This window comes from Gaetbulibacter sp. M240, assembly GCF_043876815.1.
In the GTDB taxonomy this organism is placed as follows: Bacteria; Bacteroidota; Bacteroidia; order Flavobacteriales; family Flavobacteriaceae; genus Gaetbulibacter_A.
In genome coordinates this window covers 241,424-262,453 of the sequence record NZ_JBAWKA010000005.1, presented here as the reverse complement: position 1 = coordinate 262,453, position 21,030 = coordinate 241,424, and the positions used below count along the sequence as shown (strand labels likewise).

Annotated in this window: 22 protein-coding genes; 8 read left to right on the top strand and 14 right to left on the bottom strand. The window is 40.3% G+C overall.

Features of this window, described 5'->3' with window-relative positions; all coding sequences use genetic code 11:
* Positions 1-43: 43 nt before the first annotated feature.
* The 3 genes from V8G61_RS14300 to V8G61_RS14290 are packed head-to-tail and all read right to left on the bottom strand — an operon-like array spanning position 44 to position 3,463.
* The gene (locus V8G61_RS14300) at positions 44-1,315 is read right to left on the bottom strand and encodes an MFS transporter (protein WP_394876563.1); all 1,272 of its coding nucleotides are present in this window, start codon (positions 1,313-1,315) and stop codon (positions 44-46) included.
* A gap of 2 nt (positions 1,316-1,317) precedes the next feature.
* Positions 1,318-3,012, bottom strand: a complete 1,695-nt coding sequence (gene recJ / locus V8G61_RS14295) for a single-stranded-DNA-specific exonuclease RecJ (RefSeq protein ID WP_394876562.1) — start codon at positions 3,010-3,012, stop codon at positions 1,318-1,320.
* A 16-nt stretch (positions 3,013-3,028) separates the two neighbouring features.
* Positions 3,029-3,463 (bottom strand): OsmC family protein, encoded by a 435-nt coding sequence (locus V8G61_RS14290; RefSeq protein ID WP_394876561.1) that lies wholly within the window; start codon positions 3,461-3,463, stop codon positions 3,029-3,031.
* Positions 3,464-3,523: 60 nt separating this feature from the next.
* Between V8G61_RS14290 and V8G61_RS14285 the strand changes: the two genes are divergently transcribed.
* Positions 3,524-4,114: a carboxymuconolactone decarboxylase family protein gene (locus V8G61_RS14285; RefSeq protein WP_394876560.1), complete on the top strand. Its 591-nt coding sequence runs from the start codon at positions 3,524-3,526 to the stop codon at positions 4,112-4,114.
* Positions 4,115-4,126: 12 nt separating this feature from the next.
* Entirely contained in the window at positions 4,127-4,930 is an 804-nt protein-coding gene (locus V8G61_RS14280; protein ID WP_394876559.1) for a toxin-antitoxin system YwqK family antitoxin, read from the top strand.
* Between the two features lies 1 nt (position 4,931).
* On the opposite strand, the gene V8G61_RS14275 is transcribed toward V8G61_RS14280, so the two are convergent.
* Genes V8G61_RS14275 through V8G61_RS14265 form a run of 3 tightly spaced genes read right to left on the bottom strand, consistent with a single transcriptional unit; the run spans position 4,932 to position 7,339 of the window.
* Positions 4,932-5,918 (bottom strand): aldo/keto reductase, encoded by a 987-nt coding sequence (locus V8G61_RS14275; RefSeq protein WP_394876558.1) that lies wholly within the window; start codon positions 5,916-5,918, stop codon positions 4,932-4,934.
* An 8-nt stretch (positions 5,919-5,926) separates the two neighbouring features.
* Positions 5,927-6,598: a 16S rRNA (cytidine(1402)-2'-O)-methyltransferase gene (rsmI, locus tag V8G61_RS14270; protein WP_394876557.1), complete on the bottom strand. Its 672-nt coding sequence runs from the start codon at positions 6,596-6,598 to the stop codon at positions 5,927-5,929.
* Positions 6,599-7,339, bottom strand: coding sequence for a hypothetical protein (locus V8G61_RS14265; RefSeq protein WP_394876556.1), 741 nt, complete (start codon positions 7,337-7,339; stop codon positions 6,599-6,601).
* Between the two features lie 107 nt (positions 7,340-7,446).
* Between V8G61_RS14265 and V8G61_RS14260 the strand changes: the two genes are divergently transcribed.
* The 6 genes from V8G61_RS14260 (at position 7,447) to V8G61_RS14235 (ending at position 14,032) form a co-directional block, all read left to right on the top strand.
* Positions 7,447-8,112, top strand: a complete 666-nt coding sequence (locus V8G61_RS14260; RefSeq protein ID WP_394876555.1) for a thymidine kinase — start codon at positions 7,447-7,449, stop codon at positions 8,110-8,112.
* Positions 8,105-9,211, top strand: coding sequence for an alanine racemase (gene alr / locus V8G61_RS14255; RefSeq protein WP_394876554.1), 1,107 nt, complete (start codon positions 8,105-8,107; stop codon positions 9,209-9,211). The genes V8G61_RS14260 and alr overlap by 8 nt, the downstream gene beginning before the upstream one ends.
* Before the next feature lie 60 nt (positions 9,212-9,271).
* The gene (gene mscL / locus V8G61_RS14250) at positions 9,272-9,673 is read left to right on the top strand and encodes a large conductance mechanosensitive channel protein MscL (RefSeq protein WP_394876553.1); all 402 of its coding nucleotides are present in this window, start codon (positions 9,272-9,274) and stop codon (positions 9,671-9,673) included.
* Positions 9,674-9,819: 146 nt separating this feature from the next.
* Positions 9,820-10,809, top strand: coding sequence for an aspartate-semialdehyde dehydrogenase (locus tag V8G61_RS14245; RefSeq protein WP_394876552.1), 990 nt, complete (start codon positions 9,820-9,822; stop codon positions 10,807-10,809).
* Between the two features lie 88 nt (positions 10,810-10,897).
* Complete coding sequence (locus V8G61_RS14240) at positions 10,898-13,042, top strand: prolyl oligopeptidase family protein (protein WP_394876551.1); 2,145 nt, start codon at positions 10,898-10,900, stop codon at positions 13,040-13,042.
* Between the two features lie 78 nt (positions 13,043-13,120).
* Positions 13,121-14,032, top strand: a complete 912-nt coding sequence (locus tag V8G61_RS14235; protein ID WP_394876550.1) for an ABC transporter ATP-binding protein — start codon at positions 13,121-13,123, stop codon at positions 14,030-14,032.
* A gap of 2 nt (positions 14,033-14,034) precedes the next feature.
* On the opposite strand, the gene V8G61_RS14230 is transcribed toward V8G61_RS14235, so the two are convergent.
* The 8 genes from V8G61_RS14230 to pdxA all read right to left on the bottom strand — a co-directional run bounded on the left by V8G61_RS14230 (position 14,035) and on the right by pdxA (position 20,999).
* A complete protein-coding gene (locus V8G61_RS14230; RefSeq protein ID WP_394876549.1) occupies positions 14,035-14,484 on the bottom strand; it encodes a 3-oxoacyl-ACP synthase in 450 nt (149 codons plus the stop codon).
* Positions 14,485-14,490: 6 nt separating this feature from the next.
* A complete protein-coding gene (locus V8G61_RS14225; RefSeq protein ID WP_394876548.1) occupies positions 14,491-15,612 on the bottom strand; it encodes an NAD(P)/FAD-dependent oxidoreductase in 1,122 nt (373 codons plus the stop codon).
* Between the two features lie 366 nt (positions 15,613-15,978).
* Complete coding sequence (gene accC / locus V8G61_RS14220; RefSeq protein WP_394876547.1) at positions 15,979-17,337, bottom strand: acetyl-CoA carboxylase biotin carboxylase subunit; 1,359 nt, start codon at positions 17,335-17,337, stop codon at positions 15,979-15,981.
* An 82-nt stretch (positions 17,338-17,419) separates the two neighbouring features.
* Positions 17,420-17,920, bottom strand: a complete 501-nt coding sequence (gene accB, locus V8G61_RS14215) for an acetyl-CoA carboxylase biotin carboxyl carrier protein (protein WP_394876546.1) — start codon at positions 17,918-17,920, stop codon at positions 17,420-17,422.
* A gap of 24 nt (positions 17,921-17,944) precedes the next feature.
* Positions 17,945-18,946, bottom strand: a complete 1,002-nt coding sequence (locus V8G61_RS14210; RefSeq protein WP_394876545.1) for a beta-ketoacyl-ACP synthase III — start codon at positions 18,944-18,946, stop codon at positions 17,945-17,947.
* Positions 18,947-19,126: 180 nt separating this feature from the next.
* Positions 19,127-19,330, bottom strand: coding sequence for a 50S ribosomal protein L32 (gene rpmF / locus V8G61_RS14205; protein ID WP_109352001.1), 204 nt, complete (start codon positions 19,328-19,330; stop codon positions 19,127-19,129).
* A 6-nt stretch (positions 19,331-19,336) separates the two neighbouring features.
* Positions 19,337-19,879, bottom strand: coding sequence for a YceD family protein (locus tag V8G61_RS14200; protein WP_394876544.1), 543 nt, complete (start codon positions 19,877-19,879; stop codon positions 19,337-19,339).
* A gap of 73 nt (positions 19,880-19,952) precedes the next feature.
* Positions 19,953-20,999, bottom strand: coding sequence for a 4-hydroxythreonine-4-phosphate dehydrogenase PdxA (pdxA, locus tag V8G61_RS14195; RefSeq protein WP_394876543.1), 1,047 nt, complete (start codon positions 20,997-20,999; stop codon positions 19,953-19,955).
* Positions 21,000-21,030: the final 31 nt, after the last annotated feature.

The following is a 21,030-nucleotide window of genomic DNA, read 5'->3' as shown; positions in this document are numbered from 1 at the left end:
TGAAAAGAATCTTCCTCCGCTAAGCTACGTCTGAATGACCATATTACACTTCGTCATTCTCATGGGCTTCCAGATCCTTGGTGAGGTCTAGCTTTCTGAATGTTGGTGAAACCAACCCTGTGGTTACTACCGTGATCAGGGTCATCGTACCGCCAAAAACCACAGCCGTTACCGTGCCCATTAATTTGGCTGTTAGGCCGCTTTCAAAAGCCCCTAACTCATTCGAAGATCCCACGAACATCGAGTTTACAGAAGACACCCGGCCGCGCATATTATCAGGGGTTTTTATTTGCAGGATGGTTTGGCGGATCACCATGGAAACGCCATCTGTCATACCACTAAAGAACAAGGCTAAAAGAGAAACCCAGAAAATCGTGGACAACCCAAAGACAATAATACAAACACCAAACCCGAACACTGCAGCCAATAATTTCATTCCTGCCTTACGGCTAATAGGTATGTAGGCCGTAATAAGCATGGTAATAAATGCGCCTACTGCCGGAGCGGCCCTGAGAACCCCAAAGCCCTCACTACCTACCTTCAAAATGTCTTGAGCGAATATGGGTAAAAGGGCAATCGCGCCTCCAAAAAGTACGGCAATCATATCCAAAGTAATGGCGCCTAAAATAGCTTTGGTTTTAAATACAAAACGAACGCCTTCTTTTAAACTTTCCATAACTGGTTCTCCTATTTTTGGATTCAAAATAGGCTTAGGTTTGATCTGTAGCAAAATGATAAATGATAAAAACACCATCCCAAACACGATACAAAGGGCCCAATGAACTCCAAGCCAACCAATAGCAAATCCGCCAAAAGCAGGACCTAAAACGGCAGACAACTGCCAAGTCGAACTGCTCCAGGTTGCGGCATTAGGATAGATCTTTTTAGGTACAATTAAAGCCAACAACGAAAAAATGGTGGGACCAAAAAATGATCGTAAAAATCCACCAAAAAAGATCAGGCCGTAAATTGAGTACAAAATTTGATTGGTCGACCAATCGCCTACAATCGGTTCCCAAGTAATTAAAAATAATCCAAGGCTAATTAGAGAAAAGAGAGCGATACAAATGGCCAGTAAATTACGTTTTTCCCTTTGGTCAACTATATGGCCGGCAAACAAAGCCATAGAAAGGGCTGGAATAATTTCCATAAGGCCTATAAACCCCAGAGATAAAGGATCTTTTGTTAGACTATACACCTCCCATTCGATCACAATAAATTGCATGGTCCAACCAAAAACCAACACAAAACGTACTAATAAAAAAATTCTAAATTCTTTAAATTTCAGGGCTGCATACGGATCTGTCTTCGCCATATTTATGCTTTTATATCTCTCAGTTTAAGTTGCAAACTCGTTTGACCTTGCCAGGTATTTTCATCAACGGTGTAAACCGCTTTAAATGGCTTTTTATTTGAAATAACTTCTAATTTATTGCCCAGACCAAAACCAATGCCCACCAATTGCGCACGATTTCCTGCTTGAGTCAACGTGACTCTCAAATGACTTTCATCAGAACCCACACAACGACCATATCCAGTATCAATCAAGTCTTCACTCATAAAAACAGGCGTCATATTTGCCGGACCAAAGGGCGCGAATTGTTTTAAAATTCGGTAAAATTTTGGCGTGATAACATCCAACTTTATTTCGGCATCGATCTTGATTTCCGGAGTTAGTAATTTACGATCTATCGTTTTACTTACCTCGTCTTCAAAGGCCTGCTTGAAAGCTTCATAATTATTCGGATCCAAGGTTAATCCTGCCGCATATTTATGACCACCAAACTGCTCAATATGGGCACTACAAGCCTCTAGGGCATTATAAATATCAAACCCCTGCACCGAGCGGGCTGAAGCCGCTAATTTATCACCACTTTTAGTAAACACCAATGTGGGGCGGTAATAGGTTTCTGTGAGCCGGGATGCCACAATCCCAATAACCCCTTTGTGCCAATCTTCCCGATAGACCACAGTGGTTAACCGATCTTGTTCTTTAAATTCTTCGATCTGTGCTAGAGCCTCTTCTGTTATTTGTTTATCCGTATCCCGACGATCCAGATTGTGATTGTTTATATCTTCCGCGTAAGCATTAGCTTTTGCCATATCCGTTTCAGTCAATAAACGAACAGCATCTTCACCATGCTTCATGCGCCCTGCCGCGTTGATCCGGGGTGCTATAATGAATACCACGTCTGTGATGGTTAAAATTTCCTTTTCAACCTGATTTAAGATCGCCTGAATACCAGGCCGTGGTTGCGAATTGATCACCTGCAATCCAAAATATGCCAGCGTCCTATTTTCACCATCAATAGGCACAATATCAGCCCCAATTGCAGTGGCCACCAGATCCAGATAAGACACCAGATCTTCAATAGTTTCACCTTTTTTGGAAGCCAAGGCCTGAATCAATTTAAAGCCAATACCACAGCCACAAAGTTCCTTATACGGATAGTCACAATCCGAACGTTTCGGATCTAAAACAGCCACAGCTTCGGGAAGGATTGATCCGGGTCGGTGATGATCACAGATTATAAAATCGATTCCTAATCCCTTGGCATAACTCACTTTGTCCACGGCTTTTACACCACAATCTAAAGCTACTATCAAGGAAAAATCATTCTCTGAGGCAAAATCGATTCCCTGATAAGAAACACCATAACCTTCTGCATACCGGTCTGGAATATAGGTGTATACTTGAGTCGTTCGGGTTCTTAAGTATTGGGAGAGCAACGAAACGGCTGTAGTACCATCGACGTCATAATCCCCATAAACTAAAATATTTTCATTCGCGGCTATAGCTTTTTCAATTCGGGCTACAGCGTTATCCATATCGCGCATTAAAAAAGGATCATGCAGATCTTCGAGCTGAGGTCTGAAAAAACGCTTGGCATCAGTATAATTTGTAATACCACGTTGCAACAATAAAGACGCTAGTACGGGATCGATATCCAGCTCCTTTTGCAAGGCTTTTATGTGTTCAGTTTTAGGTTTAGGTTTGAGGGTCCAACGCATAGTATTTTCAAAAATATCATTTCAATGATTCGTTGTGATGAAAATGAGTTTCGATGGTCATTTTAGCAAACTGACGAAACATTTCCATAACCCCACAATATTTTTCAACCGATAAATCGACCGTCTTTTGCAGTTTCTTTTCATTGAGTTCAGAGCCATAAAAGTGGAAGCTCATCGTTACCGCATCGTAATATTTCGGATGCTCTTCGGTAAGGTTAGCTTCAATGTCGATCTTAAAATCTTCCACCGGTAGCTTCATTTTTTTTATTAAGGAAGCAACATCTAAACCTGAGCATCCCGCAAGTCCGGATAACATTAAAGCCTTGGGACGATACCCGGCGCTTTCTCCGCCCATTTCCGGACCGGCATCAATAATAACATTATGACCGGAAGGGTTTGTACTTTCAAACTTCATGTTCCCTAACCAGGTTGTAGTGATATGATTCGTCATAGCGAGTTCAATTATTTTTTGTTTCTTGTAGTACCAAAAATACTATTAAATACGCAAATTATGCCCTTAGTTACTCCTTTATCTGCTGATCACGATTTAGAAACTAAAGAACTGGCGGCGTTCTTCAACGAGACGCTAGGTTTTTGTCCTAATTCGGTGCTTACTATGCAGCGCCGACCGGCTATTAGCAAAGCATTTATTAACTTAAATAAAGCTGTTATGGCCAATGAAGGACGCGTAACTTCTGCCTTGAAACGTATGATTGCATGGGTTTCCAGTAATGCTACCGGATGTCGCTATTGTCAGGCGCATGCCATTCGTGCTGCAGAGCGGTATGGTGCCGAACAAGAACAACTGGATAATATTTGGGAGTACCGGACGCATCCTGCATTTAATGAGCCTGAACGTGCGGCTTTGGATTTTAGTTTGGCTGCTTCACAAGTGCCGAATGCCGTTGATGAAGACCTAAAAAAAAGACTACATAACTATTGGGATGAAGGAGAAATTGTTGAAATGCTCGGGGTAATTTCCTTGTTTGGTTATTTAAACCGATGGAACGATTCTATGGGGACCTCCATTGAAAATGGAGCTGTGGAAAGTGGTGAGAAATATTTAGGTAAACACGGTTGGAACACCGGTAAACATAAATAAAATTTAAATATCATGCCCTTAAAAATTTCAAATCTCCTAGTTATCATATGGCTGACTTTAAGTGTTTTTTCATGTAAAAAAGCTGAGGAATCTTCTGATGAAGATTTTAAGTTAATACCTCGTAATTCGTATTATACCGATAATTTTAATGGCATCGGGGTTTACCGTGATTCCAAATCCCATGAACTCATGGATGGATACTACGTTGTAGGTGATAAGTTTCAAAAATGGGAAGAATTTGAAGTCAAAAAAGGCATCTTAAACGGTGATTATTTGGTTTTTCATTCCAATGGAGAAATTTTTTCCATCGGAGAATACAAGGATGGAAAACTTCATGGAAAAAAGAAAACATATTACTTGAATGGCACATTAAAAACGGAAGCCTCCTATGCCTACGGCAAACTTTATGGTACGAAAATAACCTATACAGAAAATGGTTCTGTTCAAACGGAATCTAAAGTAAAAGATGAGGAAGTTGTAGAGTCGTTGACTTATGATGCAATAGGTGAAATTCAATCGCAAATGTTCATAAAAAATGGACGCAAAATCACGCAACAAGTCAAAGCAGGCAAGGTATATATGGAATTGATCTCGTCAACCTATGATAACTTTGAGGCAGTGAAATTTTACAATGAAGATGGAAGTTTAAAAGCTTTTGTGCGTATGTTTGAGGATGGAGAAACCTCTTATTTGATCGAATTAGATGACAACGAAAACGAAATTAATCGCATCGATATGAAGGCCAACCCCATGGAAGCCCAAAAATTTATGCAATCTTTACAAACCTTTGCCGAGTTGGAAGCTCCCAAAATTTAATTCACCACAACTGATGCACGCTTTCTTTGATGAAATTATCATAGATCGCGTTCACCTTATTAATTTCTTCTATCGTTAGCGGTTTTGCTTCAAGGGTTTTTAAATTTGAAATAACCTGAGATTCGCTCGACGCTCCGGGAATAACACAACTAACCTCCTTAAAGCTAAGGATCCATTGTAAGGCTTTATGAACAAGGTTTTCATTCGGACCAAAAATATCTTTTAGGGCAGCTACAGCGTCGAGGCCCAAATCATAATCGATCCCTGAGAAGGTTTCTCCTTTATCGAAGGCGGCACCATCCCGATTAAAATTACGGTGATCGTCCTTGTCAAATGTGGTCGATTTTGTAAACTTTCCGGTAAGCAGTCCGCTCGCCAGAGGTACTCTGGCAATAACGCCCACATTATTCTTTTTCGCTTCTTGAAAGAACAACTCCGAAGGACGCTGACGGAACATATTAAAAATGATCTGCACAGTACTCACACCGGGGTATTGAATAGCCTTTAGAGCCTCCTCAACCAACTCGACACTCACGCCATAATTTCTGATTTTGCCCTCATTCTTGAGCGTATCAAAAAGTTCGAAAATTTCCGGACGATAATACACTTCTGTTGGCGGACAATGCAATTGAATTAAATCAATACGATCTACACCTAAATTTTTCAAACTGTCTTCAACAAACTTCCGTAGTGCCTTTTTGGTGTAAGCCGTATTGGTATGAGGGTTTAATTGACGCCCACATTTCGTAGCAATATAAACCTCTTCAGAACGCGATCGTACGACCTTTCCAACGGTTTGCTCACTCAGGCCTTCGCTGTAAACATCAGCCGTATCGATAAAATTCACGCCCTTATCAATGGCAGTATTAATAATCCGTTCGGCCTTTTTCTCATCAAACGGACTACCCCATTTTCCTCCAACTTGCCAGGTTCCTAAACTGATCTCAGATATTTCCAGTCCTGTTTTTCCTAAAGTTCTGTAATTCATTGTCATTTTTATTTTTTTCCACCTACCACAATCACGATTTCACCCTTGGGTGGTTTTTGGGTATAATGTTCTAAAACTGATTTCGCAGTGCCTCGCACGGTTTCTTCATAGAGCTTTGTTAACTCCCGTGACACCGAAACTGGTCGGTCGTCGCCAAAATACTCACAAAAATGACCCAAGCTTTTTACAAGTTTATGGGGACTTTCATAAAAGATCATCGTCCGGGTTTCCTCTGCTAAAAAGCTTAGTCGTGTTTGGCGTCCCTTTTTCACAGGTAGAAAACCTTCAAAAACAAACTTATCGTTGGGGAAACCGGAATTCACTAAAGCCGGAACAAAGGCTGTGGCTCCGGGTAAACATTCAATCTCTATATCATTTTCAATACAAGCTCTGGAAAGCAAAAATCCGGGATCAGAAATGGCAGGTGTGCCCGCATCACTAATAAGCGCTATAGTTGCTCCTCTTTTTAATTTTTGAACGATGCCCTCAACCGTTTTATGCTCATTATGCATATGATGCGAGTGCATGGGTGTATTGATCTCAAAATGTTTCAAAAGTTTGCCTGAAGTTCGCGTATCTTCAGCAAGAATAAGATCAACATCCTTTAAAACCTCCAAAGCCCTTAGGGTGATATCCTTCAAATTTCCAATGGGTGTGGGAACTAGGTAAAGTTTGCTCATTTATTCAAACTTACTTTCAATAATTTCAATAAATCGGGCTTCCAGTTCTTCCTGCCCATCCCAATTGTTGTAGTCGGGTTTAACCATGTCTTCAATAAAGGTCATCGCTTCATCCCGATTCGCTGATGTGTTCAATTGGGAGATCACACGGTCGTAATCCGTTTGACTCCCATTAAATAAATGTTTTATAAATGCAATTTTATCATTAAGGCCGATATTAAAACGTCCTTTATTGATCTTGTCATTCAACGATTTCTTTTCATTTCCCTTTCGACTCTCCTGATCTGCCGGTTCAAATTCGGGCATTTTTTCAAATCCAGAGGTAAGATCATCCAAATGATGTACTTTTTTTTCCTTCTCTTTTATAGGTTCCTGAAATACCGGACTGCGCCCCTCATCATCACTTGGCATATGTTTAAGCATGTTTTTTATCTTCACCATATTAGTTTCGGTTATGTTATCTTCAGTCACCTCATCCAGATTCACATAAATGCGATCTTCAACTTCAATATTATCGCTCACCTTATTATTGAACGCTGTTCCTAACATGCTAAAAAACGAGGATTCTCCTCCGATCTTAGACAGGTCTCCTTCAAAATTTTCATGCCCAAATTTAAGTACTGAAAGGATCTCATAAAGTGCCTGAACTTCAGCATGCATTTTAATAACATCCTCCTTCCCTTCCAATTTCAAAATTCTGTGGGCAATATTGATTAAATCCGATTCAAGCTTCTTCTTCATGGTATATTATTTTGAAATTAATGCGCAATAGGCTTTTGTTTTTTACTAAATTTACGCTTCCTTTATACAAACGATTAATTGCTACAACTTAGTGTTAAAATTACGAAATGTTTCTCGAAAATACCGTAAATCATAAAGAACAATTTGGATGGATTGAGGTCATTTGCGGCTCGATGTTTTCTGGTAAGACCGAAGAATTAATCCGGCGCTTGAAACGCGCGCAGTTTGCCCGACAAAAAGTTGAGATTTTTAAGCCCACTTTGGATGTGCGGTATGATGAGGATATGGTGGTGTCTCATGATGCTAATGAAATTCGATCAACACCGGTGCCTGCGGCTGCCAACATTCCGATTTTAGCGGATGGTTGTGATGTGGTAGGTATTGACGAGGCACAGTTTTTTGATGATGAAATCGTACGCGTTTGTAATGATCTGGCCAATAAAGGTGTTCGGGTAATCGTGGCCGGACTCGATATGGATTTTAAAGGCAATCCGTTTGGGCCCATGCCTAGCCTTATGGCTACTGCCGAATATGTAACCAAGGTCCATGCTGTTTGCACCCGTACCGGAAATTTAGCTCAGTACAGTTATCGCAAAGCGAAAAGTGACAATTTGGTATTACTTGGTGAGGTTGATGAATACGAACCTTTAAGTCGTGCAGCTTTCTTTAAGGCGATGCTCCGTGATAAGGTGCGTCAGATCAAGGTTAACGATGCTGAAGAAATCACCTCAAAAAAGGAAACAACGCCTAAACCCAAAGATTCCAATGCCTGAAGCACAAGAAACAGTGCTTGAAATTAATTTGAAGGCGCTACGGGAAAACTTTCACTATTTAAAATCACAAATAGATTCCGGAGTTAAATTTTTAGCTGTGGTAAAGGCATTTGCCTACGGCAGTGATTCTACAGCAATTGCCTTAGAACTACAAGACGCTGGTGTCGATTATTTTGCAGTAGCCTATGTTAGCGAAGGTGTTTTACTGCGTGATGCCGGGGTTAAAAAACCTATTTTGGTACTTCACCCACAGGTGGCGAACTTAAAAAAACTTATAGATTATTGCCTTGAGCCTAGCCTGTATAACACCAAAATTTTAAATGCATTTTTGGAGGTCGCTTCGACCGAAAGGCAAATAGATTATCCCGTGCATATTAAATTCAATACCGGCTTAAATCGTTTGGGTTTCGTTGAAAAGGACATCCCTACTATCGGATCAAAAATTATCAAATCAAAAGTCTTAAAAATAAAATCGCTCTTTTCGCATTTAGCGGCTAGTGAAGATCTGAACGAACGCGCGTTTACGTTACAACAGATCGAATCCTTTAAGCATTTAGCAAAGCTGCTAAGTGATGAATTAGGGTACCAACCCATGCTTCATATGAGCAATACCTCAGGAATTTTAAACTATCCTGAAGCACATTTTGATATGGTTCGTAGTGGTATCGGGCTTTACGGATTTGGGAATTCCGTAAAAGAAAACAAGCATTTTAAACCTGTAGCATCGCTCAAAACCGTAATTTCTCAAATTCACACCATCAAAAAAGGCGATTCCGTAGGGTACAATCGTGCTTTTGTGAGTGACTCAGACCAGCGAACCGCAACGCTACCCATTGGGCATGCCGATGGTATTGGTCGTCAATATGGACAAGGCAAAGGCTATGTTATTATAAACGGAAAGCGAGCCCCAATCGTAGGCAATGTTTGTATGGATATGATCATGGTAAATATTACTGATATTGATTGCAAGGAAGGTGATGAGGTCATCGTATTTAATGCCAGTAATACTGCTGAAGACTTAGCCAGAACAGCAAAAACCATTTCATACGAAATAATTACCGCTATATCCCAGCGTGTGAAACGCATTTTTTTACGATAGGATAAAACCTACCAACTTTTTTAGTATTTTTAGAGCATCACTAACTATTAATCAAAAATTATGCTTAAAGAGTTTAAAGAATTCGCAATGAAAGGCAACCTTGTCGACATTGCAGTTGGTTTCGTTATGGGTGCTGCTTTCAAGCAAGTAGTAACCTCCTTCACCGGTGGTATTGTTTCACCACTTATCGGATTAATGTTTAAAGCCGATTTCAAGGATATCAAATGGGTTATTCAAGAAGGTGTTGCTAATGCCGATGGTGTTATGGAAGGCGAAGTTGCTATCCTAATCGGAGAGTTTGCAACCTACTTAATCGATTTTATTATTGTTGCATTCGTCATGTTTATGGTGGTAAAAGGAGTCAATAGAATGAAGAAGAAAGAAGAGCCCGCTCCGGCAGCTCCGGCAGGTCCAACACAAGAAGAGCTTTTGGCTGAAATTAGAGACTTGCTTAAAAAATAACTTATTGTTAAATAAATAACATCGTGTTATTTGTTGTTAAAAAGACCTCATTTCCAGGAATTGAGGTCTTTTTTTACAGTCTAAATTGGAATTAATAATTAGTTTTGCCGCAAGAAATCCTATTTAAAAACAATAAACATAAACATATGAAAGTAGCTGTTGTTGGCGCCACAGGTATGGTTGGCGAAGTGATGCTAAAAGTTTTAGAAGAAAGAAATTTTCCGGTAACGGAATTATTATTAGTGGCTTCAGAACGTTCTGTTGGCAAGGCCCTTAATTTTAAAGGTAAAGCACATACCGTGATCGGTCTGGCTGATGCTGTGGCTGCAAAACCGGACATTGCTATTTTTTCAGCCGGAGGAAGCACCTCTTTAGAATGGGCTCCTAAATTTGCGGAAGCTGGAACTACAGTGATAGACAATTCATCTGCCTGGCGCATGGATCCCACTAAAAAGTTAGTCGTGCCGGAAATTAATGCCGGAGAACTTACGAAAGAGGACAAAATAATAGCGAACCCGAACTGCTCCACCATTCAAATGGTCATGGCTTTAGCGCCTTTACATAAGGCTTTTAAAATGAAACGCGTTATCGTGTCTACCTATCAATCTGTTTCAGGAACTGGTGTGAAAGCAGTACAACAGTTAGAGAATGAAATTGCCGGTGTGGAAGGTGAAATGGCTTATCCTTACCCAATTGGTCGAAACGCTTTACCGCATTGCGATGTGTTTGAAGCGAATGGCTATACCAAAGAAGAAATGAAGTTGGCCCGCGAACCACAAAAAATATTTAACGACAATTCTTTCTCGGTTTCCGCAACAGCGGTTCGAATTCCAACTGCAGGTGGCCACTCAGAATCTGTAAATGTAGAATTTGAAAATGATTTTGAGTTGAATGCCGTTCGAAAAATGTTACACGAAACTCCCGGTGTGGTTGTTCAGGACAACCCGGATACCAATACCTATCCGATGCCAATTTATGCGCACGATAAAGATGATGTATTTGTAGGTCGAATTCGTCGAGACGAAACGCAACCCAACACGTTGAACATGTGGATCGTTGCCGATAATTTACGAAAAGGCGCCGCTACTAATGCCATTCAAATTGCCGAATATTTAGTTGAAAATAGTCTAGTTTAGTCCTTTTAAGATAGGCTAACTTCAAAAAGCTCTTATGTTTTAAATAAGAGCTTTTTTGCTTATTTTTACAAAAAAAAGATTAATAGCTATGAAAAAACTAATTCTGCTACTGGCAGTAGCGGCTTTGGCTTCATGTAAATCAAATTATTCCAAAACAGATACCATTACTTTGAATTACCCTAAGACGAAGACCGTTGATACCGTTGACACCTATTTTGGCGAACAGGTAAAAGACCCTTACCGATGGTTGGAAGACGACCGAAGCCCTGAAACCGAAGCCTGGGTTAAAAAACAAAACAAGGTAACTTTTGATTACTTGAACCAGCTTCCGATAAGAAGTAAACTGGAAAACCGTTTATCGGAAATCTGGAACTACGAAAAAATTAGTGCACCATTCATAGAAGGTGACTATACCTATTTTTACAAGAACTCAGGTTTACAAAATCAAAGTGTGCTATATCGGAAAAAAGGAGATGGCGATGCCGAAGTATTTTTAGATCCCAACACGTTTTCCGAGGATGGGACGATATCTCTGGGTAACCTAAGTTTTTCAAAAAACGGAAAAATTCTGGCGTATTCCATTTCTGAAGGTGGGAGCGATTGGCGCAAAGTTATGATCATGGATGTTGAAAGCAGATCCATTGTTGGAGACACCCTAAAGGACATTAAGTTTAGTACCCTGTCCTGGTATAAGAATGAGGGGTTTTATTATTCCAGTTACGATAAACCTAAAGGTAGTGAGCTATCGGCAAAAACCGATCAACACAAAGTATATTACCATAAATTAGGAACATCACAAAAAGACGATCAATTAATCTATGGTGGTACTCCAGAGGAAAAACACCGTTACATCTACGGCACAGTTACTGAGGACGATCGCTATTTAATATTGAATCCAAGAACATCGACCTCCGGTAACAAACTTTATATTAAAGATCTGAGTGTCCCTGATAGCGAGTTTGTAACCATTTTAGATGATACTAATAGCTCAACAACAGTCCTCGACAACGTAGGGAGTACATTATATCTGGTAACAAATTTAAACGCACCAAACAAACGCGTGGTAACCGTTGATGCTAGTAACCCAACGCCCGATCAATGGGTAGATCTTATTCCGGAAACCGAAAACGTTTTGAACGCGCGCACTTGCGGAGGCTATATCATGGCGAGTTACATGATCGATGCTTTAAGTACCGTTAAACAATACGACTACGACGGGAATTTTATTCGTGATGTGGAACTTCCCGGTCTTGGTTCGACCTCTGGTTTTGGAGGAAAGAAAGAAGAAAAACTCGATTATTTCTCATTTACCAATTATTATACCCCTGGTAGTATTTACAGTTATAATGTAGAAACGGGAGAAACAAAATTGTACAATAAGCCAAATATCGATTTTGATTCGAGCCAATACGAAAGTAAACAGGTATTTTATGACTCAAAAGACGGGACCAAAGTTCCTATGATCATCACCTACAAAAAAGGCTTAAAGCTTCATGGTAAAAACCCAACCATATTGTATGGTTATGGCGGATTTAATGTAAGCCTTACACCTTCTTTCAACATTGTAAATGCTGTTTGGATGGAGTTAGGTGGCGTGTACGCTGTACCAAACCTACGAGGTGGCGGAGAATATGGTCGTGCCTGGCATGATGCCGGAACTAAAATGCAGAAGCAAAATGTATTCGACGATTTTATCGCTGCCGGCGAATATTTAAAAACTTATAACTATACAGATACCCAACATTTGGCGCTTCGCGGGGGCTCTAATGGTGGCTTATTGGTAGGTGCCGTAATGAACCAACGTCCGGATCTGGCTCAGGTGGCTTTACCAGCTGTGGGTGTTATGGATATGTTGCGTTACAACAAATTTACAGCAGGCGCGGGTTGGGCTTATGATTATGGTACTGCTGAGGACAGTAAAGAAATGTTTGAATATTTAAAAGCATACTCTCCGGTACATAATGTAAAATCCGGTGTGGACTATCCTGCAACTTTAGTGACCACGGGGGATCACGATGATCGTGTAGTTCCCGCACACAGTTTTAAATTTGCCGCTGAATTACAAAGCAAACAAACCGGTAGTAATCCGGTGTTGATTAGAATAGAAACGGATGCCGGTCATGGTGCCGGAACACCAGTAAACAAAAGAATCGCGTTGTACGCCGATATGTTCAGTTTTACTTTATATAACATGGGTTACAGTACACTTCCTGATAATGCTGAGACCTTATAAGGTTATTTCAATTCGAATACTAAAAATCTGCTCCTTTTGGGCAGATTTTTTTTATATTAAGCACAACATAAAAACAGGATGCTACAAGTAAAAAATCTGACCTTTTCTTACGATACAGCTCCGGTACTCAAAAACCTGAGTTTTGACGTAGCGGCAGGGAACCACTTTGCCATAATTGGTGAAAGTGGCTCGGGGAAAAGTACCTTATTAAAACTCCTTTATGGCACCTACGACCTCAATGAAGGTCAGATATTTTGGAAGGATCAGGAGGTTTTGGGTCCTAAATTTAACCTGATTATCGGACCTGAATTTATGAAATATGTAGCTCAGGAATTTGATCTGATGCCTTTCACCTCTGTGGCTGAAAATATTGGTGAATATTTATCCAACTTTTTTCCTGAAAAGAAAAAGGAGCGCACCCAAGAATTACTAAATGTAGTTGAGTTGGAAGCCTTTGCCGATACTAAAGTAAAGTTGCTTAGCGGTGGTCAGAAACAGCGGGTAGCCATTGCTCGCGCCATTGCAAAACAACCTGAAATTTTATTACTGGATGAACCCTTTAGCCACATTGATAACTTTAAAAAGCAGAGTCTGAGGCGCAACTTATTTGCGTATCTCAAAGAAAAGAACATCACCTGCATTGTGGCAACCCATGATAAAGAAGATGTTATGGCCTTCTCCGATGATATGATCGTGATTCATGACCATAAGATCATGGCTCAAGGCACTCCAAAAGCACTTTACCAGAATCCTGAGAACAAACTTATCGCAGCCTTTTTCAACGAATTTAATCTCATCGATGGACAACTGATATATGCACATCAATTACAGGTTGTTCCAAAATCTAAATTAAAAGTGACGGTTAATAAAAGTTATTATAAGGGTCCGTTTTATTTAATAGAAGGACTTGCCGGTCAGGATAAAGTTTTTTTTGAGCACAAAAGGGCTCTGGAAAAAGGCACTGAAGTATGTCTGGAAAAAGTGATTTGAATTTAAAGAATTCGCGTAATCGTAAAATTTTGTTCTCGAAACTGAACCGTGTCATGCACTTCTTTTGAAAGCAATACCTGAGCAATAGGTGTTCCCGGTGAAATAGCATAAAAAGCCGTGTGGTCTACTTTAAGAACGCCTGCGCTGATCGCAATAAAATAATTGGCCTGCGATGTAAACACCACGCTCCCCACACCAACTTTATCCAAGCTTTTATAGGCTTTTAATTTCGACAGTTGAGAGCGCATATTTTCAATTTCCGCCAGTTGATTTCCGGCTTTTTCACGTTCCAACTGCAACATAGCACGACCGGTTTCATGTTTATCACCCGCCGAACTTTTGGTTTCAGAGCTTAGAGCTTCCTGGATATCATCGATGTGCTTTTGAATGGTTTGAAGGCGTTCCTCAATGTAGGCTTCACAGTGTTGAAATAAGGTGTCACGAATAGTCATCAGATACTAGTTTTGAGTTACCAGATCGGCAAGTTCTTTTCCCACTAAACTACCAATAGCCACACCCATTCCGCCAAGCCGTACGCCACAAAATACGTGTTCAGACAAGGGTTTCACGATAGCTTCTTTCTTAGACCCTACACCCATTATGCCGCTCCAACGGTGATCGATCTCAAAATCGGTTTGTGGTAAAATGGTTGTTCTTAAAAGGTGTTCGAGTTCGTTTTGGATACGTTTTGTTTGTGCTAACTCCGTTGTTTCCTCACCTTTAAAATCAAGATTACGACCACCTCCGAACAAAATGCGATCATCAATATTTCTGAAATAATAAAAGCCTTTATCGAGATGAAAAGTGCCTTTAATATGCAGGTCTTTAATGGGTTTCGTGATGAGTACCTGAGCACGTGCAGGCTTCACGTTTTCACTCAATAATTGCGATGCAAAACCATTTGTTGCAATACACAATTTTGAGGTTTTAAAATTAAATTCATTTGTTTTTATATGAACACCGGTAGCATCTTCGGAAAAGTCTTCAACCTTACAATTGTTTAATATTTTAATGCCTGCGCTTTGTGCTTTTCGCAAAAGGGCTTCCATCATATTTCCTGTGTGGATCTGACCTTCAAAAGGATTATAAATAAGATTTTCCTGAATGTGATTGAAGTTAAAGCCATTCGGTTTTACATGAAATACCTGATCCTTTAAGACCGAATGAAGTATCTTGTTGATGGTATCGCGCTGCGCTAAACAAGTTTCGTAAAGTTCGGTGTCTGCTTTGGTAAATAATTCGTAGCCGCCATGTTGTTGATATCCAATAACTGTATCGCCTAAATTTTTACGCAACAGTTGTAATCCGTCTAAACGCTTTTGAACGAGCTGCATCACTTCCTGTTCGGTGTGGGTTTTGAGGTCTTCGATGATCTCACTTAAACTCCCAAAACAGGCGAAGCCGGCATTTTTGGTACTCGCGCCTTGGGGTAGCATCCCCTTTTCGAGTACCAGAATATTGGCCCTAGGTTGTTTTTGTTTAAGTTGCAGTGCGCAATTTAAGCCAACGATGCCACTACCAATAATGGTAACATCAATGTTTTGCAGCCAGGTTTGTATTTCCCAATAGGATAAATTCATGGCACTAAAATACTCTTTTCTTTTGATTGTTTGGAGGACTTATCATTGCAGGAAGGACGGGTTGAAACGTCATTACGAGGAGCGCAGCGACGTGGTAATCTTATGAATAATATTCCTGCTATCATTCAGACGGAGCTCAGCGGAGGAAGAATCTTATTTAAATTGATCCTTTGAGATTCTTCGCTTCATTTCATGTCGCTCTGAATGACATAAAAGAAACATGGCAAAGAAGCCCGCGTTAGGGATGGTAGTGGAAAGCCCACAGCGAGGTACGAACGAGGACTTGTAACGGATAGCCCGACCCTGACGCAGTAGGGGTAACGCCAAAAAAAAACTCCGAAATTAACTTCCGGAGTTTCTAGTTTATTAATCTTCGTCGACCTCTATTTTTTTCATTTTGAAGTCTTCCATGAACTTCGTGGTGTAATTACCCGCCAGATAATCTGGATGATCCATAAGCTGACGATGGAACGGGATCGTGGTTTTGATACCTTCGATTACAAACTCGTCCAGAGCACGTTTCATTTTATTTATGGCTTCCTCACGGGTTTGTGCCGTGGTGATAAGCTTAGCGATCATTGAATCGTAATTTGGCGGAATGGTATAGCCGGCATATACATGAGTGTCTAGACGCACACCGTGGCCACCCGGCGCATGAAGCGTGGTGATTCTACCCGGTGATGGACGGAAATCGTTATATGGATCTTCGGCATTGATTCGGCATTCGATAGAGTGTAATTTAGGCATGTAATTTTTACCTGAAATAGGCACACCCGCCGCTACCAATATTTGCTCACGGATAAGATCGAAATCTATAACCTGTTCGGTGATCGGGTGCTCAACCTGAATACGGGTGTTCATTTCCATAAAGTAGAAATTTCGATGTTTATCTACTAAAAACTCTATGGTTCCGGCACCTTCGTAATTAATATATTCTGCAGCTTTAACGGCTGCATCACCCATTTTTTTACGCAATTTATCCGTCATGAACGGCGATGGCGTTTCTTCGGTTAACTTTTGATGACGACGCTGGATGGAGCAGTCACGCTCTGATAAATGACAGGCCTTCCCTCGGGAGTCGCCTACGATCTGTATTTCGATATGACGGGGCTCTTCGATGAGCTTTTCCATATACATATCGTCGTTACCAAAGGCTGCTTTACTTTCTTGTCGTGCTGATTCCCAGGCGGCTTTCAGATTTTCTTCTTTCCAAACGGCACGCATTCCTTTACCACCACCACCGGCAGAGGCTTTTAACATCACCGGATATCCGGTTTCCTTGGCGATTTTTTTACATTGTTCGTAAGTCTCGATAACACCGTCACTTCCGGGAACACAAGGTACGCCAGCGGCTTTCATAGTGGCTTTTGCATTGGCCTTATCACCCATGCGTTCGATCATTTCTGGTGAAGCTCCGATAAATTTTATCCCGTGTTCTCCACAGATCTTTGAAAACTTAGCGTTTTCTGATAAAAATCCGTAACCGGGATGAATGGCATCTGCATTAGTGATTTCGGCTGCGGCTATAATATTGGACATCTTTAAGTAAGACTCGCTACTTGGTCCGGGGCCGATACAAACGGCTTCATCGGCAAACTTTACGTGCAAACTTTCAGCATCTACAGTAGAATAAACCGCCACGGTTTTAATGCCCATTTCTTTACAGGTTCTGATAACACGTAGTGCTATTTCACCTCTGTTGGCTATTAATATTTTTTTAAACATAACTGGTGTTTTAAAAATTCAAATTCCAAGCTCCAAATTCCACGATAGGATTCTGAGATTTGTGTTTTGGAATTTTTAAATGTTATGACGGGTCAACCAAAAATAAGGGTTGATCAAATTCTACCGGTGAAGAATCTTCAACAAGGATCTTAACGACCTTACCTGATACTTCAGATTCGATTTCGTTAAATAATTTCATGGCTTCGATAATACAAAGCACATCACCTTCGGCGATGGTCTGGCCAACCTCAACAAACAACGGTTTGTCTGGTGAAGGTTTTCTATAGAAAGTTCCAATAATTGGGGATTTTATGGTAATGTATTTTGAGTCATCGTCTTTACCCCCCTTAGCTGCGTCTGCGGCTGGCGCGGCTGCAGGCTCTGGTGCTGCGGCCGGTTGTGGTGCTGCCATTTGAGGCATTTGAGGTACCTGAGCGGCGCTTGGTACTTGATGAACAATAGTTGTTTCAGAGTCTGAACCGGTTTTTATGGTGATCTTTATATCATCCATTTCTAATTTAACCTCACTTGCACCCGACTTGGCTACAAATTTTATTAAATTTTGAATTTCCTTAATATCCATAATTATACGCGTTAGTTTTCTTGGTTAGCTATTTGAATTATATGCCCATTTTAGGTAAATGGCTCCCCAATTAAATCCGCCGCCAAAAGCAGCAAAGATCAAATTGTCTCCTTTTTTTAATTGTGATTCGTAATCGTTTAATAATAACGGTAAAGTGGCCGATGTCGTATTTCCATACTTGTGAATATTCATCATCACTTTTTCCTCTTCCAGATCGATCCGTTGTGCCGTGGCATCAATAATACGTTTATTCGCTTGATGAGCCACCAACCAATCGACAGAATCCTTGGTTAAATGATTACGCTCTAATACTTTTACCGTAGCATCAGCCATATTGAATACGGCGTTTTTGAATACGGTTCGTCCTTCCTGGAACGCATATTGTTTTCCCGATTCCATGGCTTCAGCCGTGATCGGGTATGAAGATCCACCATAAGTGGCTTGTAAAAATTCGCGCCCTGAGCCGTCGCTGCGCAAGTATTCGTCTTGTAAGCCAAAACCTTTTTCATTGGGCTCAAATAATACAGCACCGGCGCCATCACCAAAAATGATACAGGTTGCCCGATCTTTATAATTGATCATTGACGACATTTTATCGGCACCAATAAGTAATACGTTTTTGTAGCGGCCCGATTCAATATATTTAGCGGCAACGGACATGCCGTATAAAAAACTGGAACAGGCGGCATCGAGATCAAATGAAAAGGCATTGCTTGCTCCTATATGAAATGCGGTGTAAGCGGCCGTTGAAGCGGCTTTCATATCTGGTGTAGCTGTAGCAACAATAACCAACTCTATGGTTTTAGGGTCGATTCCTTTTTTATCGATAAGGTCTTGGGCGGCTTTGATGGCTAAGTAAGAACTTCCTTTGCCTTCATCTTTAAGAATGCGGCGCTCTTTGATACCGGTTCGGGTGGTAATCCACTCGTCGTTCGTATCAACCAAAGTCTCTAGAATCTGATTGGTTAACACGTATTCCGGCACATAGGCACCTACAGCTGTAATGGCTGCTGAGATTTTACTCATAATTTATAGTTAAATAGACTAAAAATCATTAGAATTTGACCAAAAACGATCAAATTCTGCGGAAAACTACTAATTTTTCGCCTAAAATTATACAAATTTAATGTTTTTATAGCGATTTAAAATTAGTTCATAAAAAAAACGCCCAACAAAAGTGAGCGCTTTATTTTATGCGTGTAGCTTTTAGGCCACGTTTTCAATCTCTTCAGAGTTGTCAATCAATACTTGACCTCTGTAGTATAACTTTCCTTCGTGCCAGTGCGCTCTGTGATACAAATGTGCTTCTCCTGTAGTTGGACATGTCGCAATCTGTGGCGCAGTTGCTTTGTAGTGTGTTCTTCTTTTATCTCTTCTTGTTTTAGAGATTTTTCTTTTAGGATGTGCCATGTTATATTATTTATCCGTTAATAATTTCTTTAAAGTATTCCATCGGGGATCAATATCCTCCGAATCTTTGTCTTTATCGTCCTTTTCTTTTGGACTTAACTCTTCGAGTTTTTTTAATATTTCTGAATCTAATGTACCATCTTCAATACCGGGATGCATGCGCTTGGCAGGAACCCCTAAAACAGCAGTTTCATAAATATATTGTTGAACGTTGACTTCAAAAGTACCGTGTGGCACCATTAAAATATCAACATAATCATCGTTGTACTCATCACCAAACTTCACTACCAGATCAAATGTGTTTGAAATGGGCTGATCGTAAGGTTCATTGGTACTGTCACAATTTACGTTTACCACTCCCGAAATATCAAAATGCAACTCTAAATGGGCACTTTTTTTATCAAGTGTTAGCGCTACTTTTAATTGGGCGTTATTAAAATCATCAAATTCAAAATACTCAAAGAACGTATTGTCTATCTCATATTCAAAGTGATGCTTTCCAATTTTTAATCCCACAAACGGAATGGTGTACATTTTCAGTGGCTTCATTCTCGCATCTATTTTGAGCCTGCAAATATATAAATTTTTATTTACGCTGCCTTAGGAATAAACATTTTTTTGTTTATCCTTTTTTTGACTGTTTTTTTAAAGGGTTTGCCGTTAACTCAGCGTATTCATTTCGATTTTTAAAAATCTGAATTCCTGCAAATAAGGCCTCCTTAAAGGAGTTGTTATCCGCCTGTCCTTTTCCGGCAATCTCAAAGGCGGTTCCGTGATCAGGCGATGTTCTTACGCGGGATAATCCTGCTGTGTAATTTACACCCTGACCAAAGGACAAGGTTTTAAATGGGATCAAACCCTGGTCGTGAAACGAAGCGATGATCGCATCAAAGTTCTTATAGTTATTCGAGCCGAAAAAACTATCTGCCGCATAAGGACCAAACACCAGTTTTCCGGATTCTTTTATTTTTTGAAGGGTTGGTCGCAAGGTATCGTCATCTTCCGTTCCAATAACACCACTATCCCCTGTATGCGGATTAATACCTAACACCGCTATTTTAGGTTTGCGAATACCAAAATCCTTTTGTAATGAGGTATACACCGTGTCAATTTTATTTTGTATCAACTCCGGCGTAATGGCTTTCGACACATCTTTAACAGCAACGTGATCGGTTAACAAACCAACACGCAGGGTGTCTGTGATCATAAACATCAAACTGTTTCCGCCCAGTTCTTGCGCTAAATAATCGGTATGCCCAGGGAATTTAAAAGTGTCGGACTGAATGGTTTTTTTGCTGATAGGTGCCGTTAAAAGCACGTCGATATCTTCATTTTTCAAAGCCTGAGTAGCTGCCTCAAGCGATTTTATGGCATAAGCCCCAATATTGAGATCTTCTTGTCCAAAGTTGATCGTAACCGGTTCATTCCAAACATTGAACACATTAAGTTGATTGTCCTTTATTTGATTGACATTGTTTATGCTGTTTAGCGTGATCTCCGAGTTAAAATGCGATTGCAAAAAGTTCATCACTTTTATAGAGGCAAAAACAACGGGCGTACAAAAATCGAATACTCTGGCATCTTCAAAGGTCTTTAAAATAATTTCACCACCAATGCCATTAAGGTCTCCAACGGAGATCCCCACGATTATATTTTCAGTTTTACTCATTAAAATGACAACTTTTGTTTGTAATTTTGAT